Below are 14,640 nucleotides of genomic sequence, written 5' to 3'. Positions count from 1 at the left end.
ACGGAGGTACGATTTTGCTACTATTTATCAATAATTTCTTCTGAAATAATGCACGATTTGTCATTGCGAACCCTGCACCAGCAGGGTGAAGCAATCTCACTTGGGCCAATTGAGATTGCTTCGCCCTACTGGGCTCGCAATGACAGAGAAGCGATTTCAACTGCCGTTTTTAGGATAATCGATCGTCTGAAAATCGTACCTTCGTCATGCTTCTTTATTTCATGCTTCTTTGCTATTAAAACTTGTCGGTCAACGGATCGCCACTTACCCCTCACCGGTGTTCCTATTATCATTCATCAACAATTATAAGATTTTCGAGCAATCAATGATTTGAAAACAGTGGCAAAATCATGCCTCCGTCATGCTTTTGATTGGTATCGTACTGGGTCTTTAGATCCGAAAAAGTTAGGCCTTGCTTCGCAAGATGCCTGTTTTATGGCCGCTGCTTTGGTTATTCCTTCAGATAAAATTCCTGATGTACCCGAAGATATGAAAAAATTTCCGATGAGGAGATTCGTGGCTTATTTTGGAGAGTGTCAAGCCGTCGCTCGTGGGCAATCGGATAGTCCGCTAGTTATCTTCGATGGTTATGATGAACCCGGCCGTGGGTTAAAACTTCAATCTTTTGGCATCATTGATTTAGATAGAGATGGCGATTTAGATGTGGGCATTAAAATGGAAAACGGCGCCATTCTGGTATTTCATAATCAAAATAATTTTGGTGTGCCACAACCCACGAAGCGGTAGAGGCCCAGGTTAGTGCAAGCCCCCACCAATGAACCTTTAAAAGTTGTCAAGTCATTACAAGAGATATCTTTTGCAGATATCTTCGAACCGTTATACAGTGGATATTCCCCGTCCGTACTCAAGAGCTTCCACTGGTTGTCCATCGGATTCCATCGGTAAATACCTCCCCCCTGGTTTTGACTGGAAGTTGCTGCATACAGATTATTACCATAGACGTGGAGGTGATTAATTTGTACCTGCTTTGGCAAGCCAGTGATAGCAAAGGCACTCCAACTTTCACTGAAATCAGAAAAGACATACAAACCTATTCCTGAAGCAGGGCACCCGGCGTAGAGTTTTCCATTAAATTCAGCAAACACCCAGGCACCAAGACCCGCCATATAAAATTTTCCACCACCCGCACAGAGGGGGAGGCCGTTTCCTCCATCCTGCCAGCTAACATCTTGCCAGCCAATGAAGGTTTCTTTCCATAACCGAAACACCCCTTTTTGCGTACTGGCGTAAAGAGCCCCATTGTGCATAATGACATCATAAACGCCGGAGGGTTCAGCGAAATTGGTGAGTTTAGACCACGTTCCGTCCTCCACGAGGCGATAAAGCCCGTCTTGCGCAGCACCATATAAATATCCACCATAGGAAATAAGACTTACGAGATAGGATATCCCCGGTGGGTTTGTGGAGAAAAGCTCCCAGCCTTTTTCAGGATCTTGAGTACGATAAATACCGGCATTGGCAGCGCTGAGATAGAGATAAGCCCCATGTCTTTGCAGCGAAAAGATACTCGTAAACGCGCTAGGGTTCTTAGGGTCTGGAGGGTTCTCTTTGGGCAACCCTTGACTGAGCGATATCCAGCCGATGTCATCTGATTTGAATTGCCACAGTCCATCCATCTCTGTGCCGGCATACAGTTGATCTCCATCACTCAGTTGATCTCCATCACTGTAAAAAAAGTTCACTTCCTTGATATTTATAAACCAAGTTGCGGTTGGGAATCCCTTCATGATGCCGAACGGAGCCATTTCCTGGTGATTGCTACAGGTACAGGCATCGCCAATACCGTCTTTATTACTATCAATCTGGTTTGCATTGATGGTCAGTGGGCAGTTGTCTTGCAAGTCGGAATACCCGTCGCTATCATAGTCGGGTAATTTTGGTTTTTCACAAGTACCACCCGTCGGATTGATCGAGAGATCCACATGAGTCACTTCGCCAGTAACCGCATCACAAAGATCATCCGTACAGGCATTCAGGTCATCGAGGGGTGTGTTGACACACGCTAAGGAAACACATTTCCCTGTTTGCGGATGGCATGCTTGTTTATCCGTACAGGCAACAAGGGTATGGGTGATATTAGCCGTCGTGCTGTCGCACGCATCAACCGTACAAGGGACAAAGTCATTCAAAAGACCCTTTTCCTCCTGCTGCTGACAAAAATCAGCAAAAGGCGGGGTGAAAGGTGGGGGAGGCGGCCCACAGTAGCCATAGGATTCTTTTTTTTCCTGACAAACGGTTCCCTCCGGACATGAAACCCAAACATGCCCACCCATCAGTTTCCCGTTATCCCAGTGGCACCGACGTTCGGTAAGATGCTGGGGATCGATTTCAACCGCCCCAGGCTTGGTCTTTGAAGGAATATAGTTGCACGCGTCGTAATGCGTTTCCTTAACATACTTGGACCCTGGAGTGCCGTCAGCGTGATAGTAGAACGTAATTTTACCCGGAACCAATATCCCATCATAGCTCTTTTCTGTTGGGGGGCCGTCAGAATCGGTGCATTGCAACACACAACGAAAATTGAAACAAATCTTACCCTCTTTTTGATTACACATCCCATCGGAGAAACAGAAATGCTCGATCAACCCTTGAGTCTTAGACCAGACAGACCCCCCCTTAGGAGGGACCTTCGGGGGAAATTTTGGATTGTAAGGGATTTTATCAAATGCTCCTGCGGTTACACCGGTCAATGCGATGGCCATAACAAAAATACTAATTCTCAGCGTTTGTTGTATCACTTCCGCCCTTTTCGAATAATGGAGACAAGTTAAATGATAAGGATTTTGCGGGAATAATGCCACAAAAAGTTGTTAATGATGATTTATGAAAAGCGCAATTTATGACGGAGGTATGATTTTCGGACGATTAGTGATTGATAAACAGTAGCAAAATCGTACCTTCGTCATACTTTTCCCTGTCATACTATACTTTTCATTAATCACCTCGTAATCACCAATCGGTTGTTGCCAGACACGATTCTCATTTGAGGGATTGTGATTAGGCCGAAGGGGTCAACCGTAATTAGGCCTTGTTCCCCACTTTGCAGATTTTGCCATTGCAAGACTTCGCCGGCTTGGGGGCTAAAGTCTTGTAAGCGGCGTGGGGTGACGTCGGCGGTGACTGCGCCCGAAAGGCCTTGCAAGGTGATCTCGTAACGATCGACTTGATCAACCACTGTGTATTGATCCCAATAAACATTGCGATTGTAATTGGCCGTGCCCGAGGTTACCGCATAATTTGTGCCTGAGATGTTGGAGAGAGCCGGGTAACTTTGGTTATAGAAGTGCTCTTGGCCATCATAATAGCCTACCAATTTTCTAAAGTTGATGGGGGTGCTGGGGTTCCAACCCATGGCGATTTGCGAGATGTGGTCGTCGCTGTTTACCATGCCAATGAAACCGCGGTGGCCTTGGTTCATTTCTTCGTAGAAGCCATAGCCTTGGGTGGCCGCTGGGATCACATTGTCGTTGGTGCCATGAACCGCAATGATAAATCCATTGTCTTCATCCATGTAATCAGGATCGGAGGCGAGGGCTTGGTGATCCATGAAGGTAAACACATTCATACGGTCATTGAATTGCTTTAAGTGTTCGTTGGTCATGGTGCCATCGAGCCAACGAATGCCTAAGTTACGTACGGTGTTTCTTGAGTCGTTGGGGGATCCCCAAAAGCGGGTTAGTTCTCCAAGCCAATTCCCAGAATTACCGTAATCGGTCATGGCTTCGCTAGCATAGACGATGGAGAAGATTTTTGGATAGTGCATGGCAAGGGTGATGGCGCCTGAACCACCCATGGAGTGGCCGTAAACATAGACGCGTTTTGGATCGCCCGCCCATTGTCGTAGGGTGTCTTTCACAGCGCGCAAAATTCGCAATTCGGTGTAATTGCAAACCGGGCCTGGGGTGACATTGTAATTAAATTGATTAGTACTGGCACCTTCGGCAAGCGGGCCATTAAAATTGTGTTTACAACTAAATCCCCAATACCAATCTTGTTCACTATCGCAGCCATAATCTGGAATCGAACAAGCGGATTCGGCACTGATATAAATACTGTTGTTCATGGCGTAATAGACACTGTTGGTATAGCGGCTGTTCTTGCCTTCGATGTAGAGCGCGACTGACAAGGGATTTTGAGCGTCGGGTTGGTAGTTACAAGAAGGTAGAGTGACCGAATAATTGTAGGCATAACCATGGAAGGTGGGGTTCCAATTATGATAATCCATAAATTGCGTGTAAACCAAACCGCATAAGGTTGTATTGCCGGAAAGGCCAGCACCACGCCACACTAAGACGGGCTGAGGGTCAGCCACCGTTTCACTTATAGTGGCACTTACGCTGTTAGTCGAACCCAAGGCGGATTTATTTTCTGAAGTGGCATTGGCCGTGGTTACAGCGTAGTAAAAATCGCCATTTTGTTTGGTGGTGTAAACAAAGAGACCTGTGGTGTTACTCAGCTGGGTCCCTAGATCTTGAATCATATAACGGGATTGCCGGCTGCCCGAGCGCACGGCTTCAATGCGATAATAACTCGAACCTTCTTTGACGATGGCAATGGGGATGGCGCTACTGAGATTGCTGCTGTTGATCGGTGCGGTGTGACGATATACAATGTAGCGTTCTCCGCTGATGCCGGTATTTTCGTTCCAAGTGAGGAAGGTTTGACCGGAACGATGGAACACTTGCAGATTGGCGGGCTGGGCTAGATTAACGTTGTTGGTGGTAGGCGTGATGACTCGCTCGTTTTCTGGATTGAAATCCACCGGTTCAGGTTGTGGTGTAGGTGGGGGCGGAGGCGGCGGAGGCGGTGGTGGCACGGGCGTCGGTGTTGGCGTGGGTGTGGGTGCAGGAGGTGGTGGTGGAGGTGGCACAGGTGTAGGTGTGGGAGTTGGTACAGGCGTCGGTGCGGGTGGTGGTGTGCTTCCACTGCCATTTCCTTGCACTACGAGATAGGGTCGTAATGACAAAGTGCCATTTTCTGAAGACCCTAGACTGATTTCTTCCCATGCATTGCTATCCCGCAAAGTTAAACCAAAGTTTGTGTTGGGGTTTTGCACCCATTTGTTGACACTATTCGTGATGTCAAACAACACTTCTCCGTTGCTGAGTTGGCCATTCACTGCCGTGGCGGCGTTGAAATCACCGCCCGCTGTTGCCCAATTACCATAGCCTGGGCCACGAGAAATCCAGGTGGTACCATCGGCCGTGCATTCATATTGATTGACGCAGGTGCCTTCTTTCCAATTAGCCGTAACTTCGTAGGCTTTAAGCTGTGTGGGGTTGCCGCTGACCACAGGAAGATGCAAGATGGCGCGATCGATCTGATTTTGTGAGTCGATCGGAGTTAGATTCATCTTAATGAGCCCGATCCGGATTTGTGAACTGGCGTAGTTTACGTTGTAGAGATAAATGATATCGTCATTACCAAAGTTGCCGACTGTTTCGGGAATGTAGGTCCAGTCGATGCCACTCAAATAGGTGTCTTCGATATCGCTTAAACTTACTTGGAATGGCCCAGGTTGTGGAGTGGGTGCGGGTGGAGGAGGCACCGGCGTAGGAGTGGGCGTTGGAGCTGGAGGTGGTGGCACAGGTGTTGGTGTGGGTGCAGGCGGCGGTGGTGGCACAGGTGTTGGTGTAGGCACAGGGGGTGGTGGCGTTGGAACAGGGTCTGGCACGGGTTGACCGTTGTTGGCAAAGTGCAAGAAAGTCGTGCCTGCGCCTACCGAGTTCACCAATTCTTTGGTGCTGTGGTAGTGTAACGAGTCGTTATTATAGAAAGGATCGGTTTGGCCAGTGTTGAAACTGGGGCGAGCATAGTCGTCTAGCCAAGTTTGATTGCCGGTCACAGCATAACCCAAACTAAAGGCATCAGCGGCCAGAACCATCCAGTTATTGATTTCCTGGGTGCCAGTGCAAGCGCCAAACCAAGCTCGGTCACCGCTTCGGGTGGTGTTGCTGGCCATGGAATTAAGCAAGGTGTTCATGGCAGGAATGGCATTGGGGTCTTCGCTAATTCCGGCATCGCGAGTCGTGATGATGTATTCACCAATAGCGCGGGCCGAAAGGGCAACGCCCCAACTTCCGCAGGTGAGGTTGGCGCGTTCACATTGCACCCAACGGGAAGTGCCCGCGGCGCCGTTCAAATAATTGATATCGCCGGTGAGTTTAAAGGCCCAATTGAGTAAGCGACCGATATTCCCCGCGGCTCGTGGATTGGTGCCGAGGATGGCGTAACCATTGTCGCTCCCGCCGCCCCAAGCTTGTCCATCACAACCCGTGTCGTTAGAATTTTGAGCTCGCCATAGAATGTTGTCGGCAAGTTCTAGGCTTGCATCGCGCACCATGTCGTCGCCGGTCAAGAGTGCAAAGGCCGAGAGCCCGGCTCCACCCCAGGTGGTGTCAGGGTGTGGGTTGTTATTGTTGCGATGGGGGTTCGAGATGCCCGATTCATCGTGCAGACTATGACCCCAAGAACCACCCACCATCCAATCGCGGTTGGGGTTGTTATAGCCGCGTACCGTGGAGTGCATGATGTCAACGTTAGCAAAGTGTAGGTTTGAAGTTACGGCATCGCGACAATAGAAGGGGCTGCCGGTACGAATACACTGATAGATAAAGCCCAAACTCACATCGTATTTTAAATTGTAAGGTGCACTGCCTTGTTCAAAGTCTTGCGGGATGTCGCCAAAGTCGGTCCAACCATAGTGATCAAAGCGATTGATGGCACCGGTGATGGTACATTCTGCATTAAGGCAATTATTGGGGCCGGTAATTTTGGCCTTGCTGAAATCGTATTGGGCATCGATATAGCTTTCATAATCCGAGAATTGCCCATCCACCCGTGGGCCGACAAAGCCCAAGGCATGGGTGCTGCGTAAGTAAGACAGGCTGGGATAGGCCAGTACCATGTTGCCAGGGGAACGGTTATTCCCGGTATTGACCCACACGTCCACGGTGGTTTGTTCGCCCGGTCGCATCGCGTGCGAGGTGCTTGAGTTATTGGGCCGGAACTCGGTGGGGAAGATAGCAAAAGACAACAGGCCATTTTGGGCACGCAAGGCCTTGGGGAACATTTCGCGAAAATAAGGCACTTCCATTTGAATGCCGCCAAAACTTAAGGTGCCAGGTGCTGCATCTCCCGATTCGGCCACGGCACCATTCACATAACGGCGGTAACCACGGAAGCTAACCCCTCCTTGCATCCGTGGGTTTCGGCCTTGGTAGTAGTTCCAACCATTGGTTCCGCTTGAATCTTGATAAAGCACTTCGTTACGACTGGCCTCTGGGTTATGCACCGTGAGCGACCAAGAAACATCTTCAAAAGAAATCGTGCCAGTATCGCCAATATTATTACAACGCGGCTGACCACTACTCCACGTGCAGTTGTTGTGGTTCACCAAAGTGATTCTGACGCGGGAATAAGATTTGCCAGCGTAAAAATGCAGCCTCGCCACCAGGTCAAGCCCTTGAATGGCACGAGGTGCCGTGACTTTAACCATGGTGTGCAAGGGGCCATTTTCGGCGATTTCCAAGAGAGCAGGGCTTACGTTGGCACCAAAGCCGGCTTGATCGATCAATGCATTGCCATTGGCATCACGCACTTGTTCAAACAATCGGGTATCGGCCGGTAATTTAAATTCGGTGACTCCGGTGTTGACTGTGATTCCAGCACTACCCTGGTTGATGACATTCATTTGGTAATTTCCGGCCGGGCTGTTGCCTTTTTTGAGGCGATAACTTTGATTAGGTTCGGCTTGGAAATCGACCAATAACCATTGATGGCTAGAGCGGGTTTGTTCACGCACTTGGGTGGGCACGGCGACGTTGTTTGTGTTCACCACGGTGAAGGGCCCGGTTGCATCGAGTGGCACAGGCACTCCCACGGTGACAGGGACCGATTCATTGGCCCCACTGGGGAAGTGCACGGTGAGCGGTACATCAATGCTGTCGTCAACCGGTGGAGGTGGTACAGGCGTTGGAGTGGGTGCGGGAGGTGTTGGATTAGGCACCGGTTGTGGTGTCGGTGTAGGTGCAGGCGGTGGAGGTACGGGCGTAGGTGTGGGTACGGGGGGCGGTGGTACAGGTGTTGGTGTCGGCGCAGGAGGAGGTACGGGCGTAGGTGTGGGTGCAGGCGGCGGTGGCACAGGTGTCGGTGTGGGCGCAGGCGGTGGCGGTGGAGGAGGCACGGGCGTTGGAGTCGGCGTAGGTTCAGGTGGTGGAGGTGGTGGTAGTGGATCGGGCAAGGTGTTTACTTCGCCTTCAGTCGTGTCAGCATTCCCAAACGCATCTTTAGTAATAATTTTGTAAGTGTAAATTGTTGAACGGGTTAAGCCCGTAAAGGTAAATTTACGTGAAGTGGTTAAGGTGTGATTGGATGATTTTAACGCACCATTGAGGTAAAATAAAATTGTATGAGGTTCGTTGGTGCTAATTTTAAACGTCAATTTTGTTTCATAGCGCACAATATTAAGTGTCGTTTCAGGCGGGGTTTCATCAAAGGCATGAGTCTCTTGAATATTCACCCCATAGAGATAATGCTCCATTCCATTGCGGGTGCCGGAAATAAGATTAACCCGGGTCTTTTTCCCAGCCGTTAAATGACGGTAAAAATCATAATTTTTGGCTTCAATCGAATCAACGTTTTGAGATTGGATAATCCTTCCATCCACAATATTGTTCGTTTGAAGAGCAAACCAATACTTAGTGGTAAGTGCATTAGCCCCCAAATTAACTTGGAATCGATACCAGCCGTCTTGAGGAGGAGTGAAGTCAAAATAAGAAAGTTCATTCTTGGCGTTAAACACATGGCGCGTGCCTTGGTTTTCGCTCGTCTTGGCGATAATTTGGGTGATGGGAATAGCTTGGCTAAACAAGGGCTCGGGTGGTGGGGCTATTTCAACAAATTGGTCAGCACCTATGTCATAGCGCCCATCGCGCAAATCACCATCGATGTCGTCAGTAACATAAGTTAAAATGTCGGGCAGCGAAACTCCGGCGCCAATGGCGCGGGAATTGTCGAGCAGATGCGAATCGCCTGCCTGGAGCAAATCACCAGGTTCTAAATCAAATAAATTCCCATCTTCGGTAAACGTGGCCCCATCGCGTGTCCGGAAATAGGCGCTGATAAAATTATTGTAAATTCGATTGTTGGTCCCAGGGCTTAGCTCGATGGCGCCAATATAATTTTCAACATACACGGTATTGTGGGCAACCAAGGTGTTGTTAGCCGTGCGCAATTCGATCCCTGCATCACCAGGCTGAGAACGAAAAATAAAATTGTTTCGAACAATCCCATCTTCATGGCCTCGGTCGAGGCCAAGGGCAATGCTACGATAATTTTCGATCATCACGTTGCGTTCAATAATGGTGCCACGTGCCCCTTCGTTCCAAATTAAGATGGCGGGGTGTTGCGACATGTAAGCGCCACAATCAATATCAACTTCACAGCCCGTGCCTTCTCCCATGAAGTTGTAAATGTAATTGTCGCGAATCAATAAATCTTGAGGCCCATGAACATCGATGGCGGCGATATAATCTCCTCGCACGCCATTGGCGCTGTAACCCATTGCCGAACACGCGATGACCGCATCTTGCGGGCCTTTGGTCCCTTTGATCATTTGCGTTCCAATGTCATAGAGATTGACATTGTAAATATGAGTTCCGTGAGCCCCTGATTCGCCCTTGATGGCAATCCCATGGTTGCGCACCTGAGTGATCGAAAGATCGGCCACGGTTACATTTTTGCCCGTAACCATTAAAGCCTCTGCCCCCGGCCCGTAACCCTGGCCAATAATAGTTACGGCATTGCGATTCCCGCTGGCCGAACGCACGGTTACTTCTTCAGGAATGGTGACTGTGTAAGTGCTGCCCAAAAAATAATCCCCATCTTGCAACAAAATTTCCGTGCCAGGGAGTGCACCGCGAATGGCGCTAATCCAATTGTCTTGCGGTCCCACCGTGACTTGCTGTAAACGAGGCCGGTATAAATCTGATTGAGTGTAAGCCGGGCAAAAATTACTGTGAATAGGTGCCGGTGCCTGACGTGTGGTTAGTGCTTGTCCTAACGCCGTGGATGGTATTAATCCAAAATAACTGAGGGCAAGCAGAGCGATGAGGATGAAGGGGAATAAGCTCCCGGGTTTCGGGGTGTAACGTTGCATCACAAGTGTGCCTCCTATTAGTTAGGAACAAAACGCTACCCCCGTGACCGTCTTATAGAGCAAGAAGGGTGCCATCAGACTTAAGCCCCGGATTTAACTGTGAATGAGAAGCAAACCGCATGACGGAGGAACAAAATTAGTGTGTATAATCTGTTCATTTTTAGTCTTTAACTGAGTGAAATAATACTTTATTGGGCAAAGAGTACTTCTTTTTGTACACAAATTGCGATGCATAACTTATTGTTTTTATTAGTTTATATTGGTAATTTTCACAAAAATTTCATTTTTGGCATATTGAGTCCAAAATTATGAATCCATGCCAATAAAGTGTATTTTTAGTAAATTTTTTTGGATTTTTGGAGACACTTAAAAAGGAAGGGTATGGCCCCACCAGCTCACAATTTAATTCAGCTCATCATGCGCACTCGTGCGGCCTATGAGATAGACAGTTCGCCGCAAGTGAATGAGGCTACCTATCACCCCATTGAACTCGATTATTTTGCCCAACAATATAGTGCCCTGTCAGATGCCGACAAAGCCGTGGTGTTGACCCATTTAAAGCGTGAAGGGGAACATTCCGTTTTAAGGCGATTCCTCCCTGACTTGGGTGGCTTCGCTCAAGTTCAATGTGCAAGGGGCATGAATAAACTGGCCCATGACTATATTGAAAGGTATCGTGAAAAGTTAAACCAGCCTGCGACCTTAGAGCGCAAGCGCTTGCTGGTGACCGAACTGCTGGCGGGTTTAAATACCATGATGGATGAGCAAGCCTTGTTGGTGGGGGGCCTTTTGGTCAATGCCCATTGTGTTGGCCAAACCACCTTGGGAGATATTGAGCGCTTCCGCAGTGGGCTAAGAAGCCAATTGTTTGATCTTTATCGAAAATTAGGGCCTACCTATTTTGATACCGACGAAGATGGTGTTTACGACGATGCAGACCCTCAGCCCTTAGATCGTAGCTGTTCCTTAGATCAAGATAACGATGGGGTTTGTGTGGAGGGGGATTCAAAACCCGATGACCCGCGCGCCTGGATCGATCTTACACTCGGCGAAACGGTGAAAAAAGCAGATAGCTATTTAGCGGTTACGGCTTTGGGGGGGAACAGATTTTTAATTGAAACGACACTCACGGTAAACGCAAAAAAAGGCATGGGGGCCTTTGTAACTAAGTCATTTTTACAAAGTTTGTCCCAAAGGGTTGAGCTAGTCTTTGCTCGTTCTTTAGAACATGGGCCGCTGCAAGCCATCCTTAAAGTTCATTTTGTTGCCGCGGGTGCCAATGACTATGCCGACGTTAGTTTTGTAAAATCAGGGCGCGCCAATATGGGGAATTGGGATGAACCTAGTTTAACAGACCCCGGTGCCAGGGCCATTTCGCACGAGCTAGGTCATTGGCTTGGCTGGGAAGATTATTATTATGAGCCCATGGTGGTTGATCATACTTTTAATCCAGGGTTTGAGGTGATTGCCGACCAAGAAAAGCATTGGATGCAAAATCATGCGAGATTCGGGGTGCAAATTCCCCAACGCGACCTTAAAAATTTTCTAGCTAAAGTCGCTGCTGAGGGCGACAAAGCTCTCAAAGCATCTGCAGATGCTGATGCTAAAACAGTCATTACCATCTTTGACAGTGCGTCCCCTCCCTCGGAAAATCAGGTCGTTTACTCCGTTGCCATGTTAGGCTTAGAAAAAAAGCACCCCCAAGCCATTGCTTTGGCCAAGCGTGCTTATGAATATTATCATTCTCTCCGAATGTTAAAAACTTATGGTCGTATTTTAATCAAAGCCAAACAAAAACCCGAGGCAATTGCTTTAGCTCGAAAATATTACGAGCAATTTCCCAATGCCATTACCTTTGAATATTTATCTGAATTGCTTTCAGAGGGTCGGCCGAACGATGCCTTAAACTTGGCAAGACGGCATTGCCAATTACAGCCTGGTGCAGGCAGCCGCGCGGCTTATTTAGAGCTGTTGGCGGCCTCCCGGGATAAACAGGCCTTAGGTTTGGTGCTCTTAAAAGAGCAACCTTTTTATCTTAATAAAATTGCAAAAGAGGCGCTGTTTGCCTTGCCCCGATCTTTTGCTGACCCAAGACCTTGGGTAAAAAGAATTTCTAATTATTGGGCTCGCAAGGCTATGCACGATCCCTTAGACTTAGAGGCTTATGTTGATTGGGCAAGGTTTTTATTAGAATATAATCAGGCGCAAGAAGCCTTAGATGTTATGGCCAAGTTTGCGGATGCCCAAGAGTTTTTTGAGCGAAAAGATTTTATTGAAGATGCGGTAACGATAGGGGGATTTTTACGTCGTCTAGCCAGCCCTTTGCGCAAGGCAGCTGCCCAAGGTTTGTTGGTCAAAGAAGATTTAGAAGACAGCAATTTGTGGTCCACCCCCACTCGGCAAAAACTTTTCCGAGGCGTAAAAAGAAATGTGTTTAAGAATTAGTTTTTAGTAATAGATCCTTTGTAGCCGAAGTATCATTTGATCAATTTTATTAATGAGGCCTTGGCGCTGTGAATCCAGAGAAGAATTTGTGGTAAGAGGATCCCATTGGTGGGAAGGCTCTTTTAGGATACGATACTTTTTTAAAGCAGAAAACATTGCATGTTTCAACGGTGCAGGGATATTTAACAAAGCGTGTTTTTCATCATCAGTGAAGCCCATATCATCAAGCAAATTGCTGAGAACCAATCGTGCCAACACAAGCGCCACCACTTCGCTTTCGGTTGCTGTCAATTGAGGAAGGTATTCATTCAGAAAGGCATAAATTTTTTCAGGCTCAAGCTTGGTTATATTCTTTCGCTTCCAATAGGTTTGACGTAACATAAAATCTCTTTCTGGAGCGCCTGGGTCGCCAGTTCTCTCAGCCTCAATCCCACCCGCCATACTACAAAAATCAACCCATAATTGGATTTGTTCTTTATTTTTCAAAGCCTGCCAATAACCGTTCTGGGAAGATACCACCAACCCCGAGCCACTATGTGCCTGCCCAATTTCCGCCATCGACCAATAATCAATGTCTACCCGTTTGTTGCGAAAGGGGTACATCCCGCCATGGCCAAAACTAGCCGGGACCTTCCAACCTTGGAGGGCCAGCACGGAAGGGCGTAGATAAGCATATTCAAGGGTTTGATTATTATCGAGTTCGTTAGCTATCACGATAGCTTTAGGAGAATGGGATGGTTTAAGTTCAGGTAAAATTTGCTTGAGTAATAAAGCTTCAGGGTTCCCAGCCTCGCTGTAGGGATCATGCACTAACACAACATCGGCGTTGTTAATATCTGTTGGATGAAAATAAAGATCACCAGGGCTATCATTGATGGCATATTCCAGTTCGATCCGTGCCCCTTTATAATAAAATTGTGCTTGCAGACGGTATCCATTTGCTAAACCTGGATGACGAACATAAGTTAGGTTACCCTGCAATTGGGGATTGGCATCCATCCATGCCGGGAGCGTTTGTAGCGCATCAGTCGGAACAGTGGTGGGTTTTCCTGGAATTTCAATTTCTGTCATGATGAATTTAACTTGCTTTGCACCATGGTCCACCAAGGCCATAGCCGTGGCCAAAGCGCCAATATTGCCTCCAGCCCCCGGGTATATCACCTGAACTTTATCTTGAGTCAAAATGTAGGAAAATTGTTCGGCAATGATTTGTCCGGCTTCGTAATGGGCCTTGGTTGATTTCATGTCCCACAACATTGGGAAATGACGGTTATTGATGTGAGCCGCGTTGGCACGCCGTTCATCTAGATTTCGAATATTGCGAGCGGTAGTATCAATTTCAGAACCAAATTTTTGTAAAAGCCCTTCTAAAAAATCTTTGGCAGGGTGGCCTATGGGTAGCTCTGAATATTCACGGAGACTGCTGGTTTCAAGATAACCCTTTGGGGCAACTCCCGTAGCTAGGGTTATTCCGCGGTTTGCATTTCGTGAAGCTCGATTTTCTGTACCGGCAATAGCAGTATTCCAGTAATCAGGTCCGGTGGGGGGATCAATCTTTGCTGCCCAACGGGAAATATCTTTAACAGCACCAATATGAACCGGGAAATAAGTTAGGGGAAACCCTAATAGTGAAAAATCTCTAAATACCCCCACTCGATCATTACGCCCCACTACAAGATAGACAGACGATTGACGGCCTTGAATCAAAAAAGAAACCTTGCCATCGTCGGGGCGATCACCCACTTGTGGATTAGCCGTGCTAGGTTGGATATTATCAGATAATTGAAAATCTTGGGCCACGAGATATTCACGTAAGCCCTTGGGAAGATTAGAAATATTGCTCACCCTCAACCCGAATCTCCCCCTCAATCTATAATTAATCGGCACTATCTAATAGTAAAGGTGCCAAAATAGGATTTTATCCAAAATCTTGACAACCCGCTCTTCAAAGCCGTACAATTTTAAGTGTCTGGGATTTTTAATTAACTGGGATAGTTCCTTTAAAAAAAAGTTAG

The 14,640-nt window shown here is 47.8% G+C and carries 5 protein-coding genes; 2 read left to right on the top strand and 3 right to left on the bottom strand.

The window, feature by feature from the left end; all coding sequences use genetic code 11:
- The first annotated feature begins 330 nt into the window (after positions 1-330).
- Complete coding sequence (locus HYU97_03775) at positions 331-747, top strand: hypothetical protein (protein ID MBI2335862.1); 417 nt, start codon at positions 331-333, stop codon at positions 745-747.
- Here the strand turns inward: HYU97_03775 and HYU97_03770 are convergent.
- Together HYU97_03770 and HYU97_03765 are read right to left on the bottom strand one after the other, a co-directional pair.
- Positions 708-2,822 (bottom strand): thrombospondin type 3 repeat-containing protein, encoded by a 2,115-nt coding sequence (locus HYU97_03770; GenBank protein ID MBI2335861.1) that lies wholly within the window; start codon positions 2,820-2,822, stop codon positions 708-710. The two genes, HYU97_03775 and HYU97_03770, sit on opposite strands and share 40 nt — an antisense overlap.
- A gap of 137 nt (positions 2,823-2,959) precedes the next feature.
- Entirely contained in the window at positions 2,960-10,183 is a 7,224-nt protein-coding gene (locus HYU97_03765; GenBank protein MBI2335860.1) for a DNRLRE domain-containing protein, read from the bottom strand.
- Between the two features lie 378 nt (positions 10,184-10,561).
- On the opposite strand from HYU97_03765, the gene HYU97_03760 reads away from it, so the two are divergent.
- Positions 10,562-12,625 carry a hypothetical protein gene (locus HYU97_03760; GenBank protein MBI2335859.1) on the top strand — a complete coding sequence of 688 codons (2,064 nt, stop codon included), beginning with the start codon at positions 10,562-10,564 and terminating at the stop codon, positions 12,623-12,625.
- 3 nt (positions 12,626-12,628) lie between these two features.
- Here HYU97_03760 and HYU97_03755 read toward each other — a convergent pair whose 3' ends face one another.
- A complete protein-coding gene (locus HYU97_03755; GenBank protein ID MBI2335858.1) occupies positions 12,629-14,476 on the bottom strand; it encodes a hypothetical protein in 1,848 nt (615 codons plus the stop codon).
- Between the last annotated feature and the right edge of the window lie 164 nt (positions 14,477-14,640).

This window comes from Deltaproteobacteria bacterium, from assembly GCA_016183235.1.
In the GTDB taxonomy this organism is placed as follows: domain Bacteria; phylum UBA10199; class UBA10199; order DSSB01; family JACPFA01; genus JACPFA01.
Note: the sequence above shows the minus strand (reverse complement) of the source record. Positions and strands in the feature narration are given on the sequence as shown.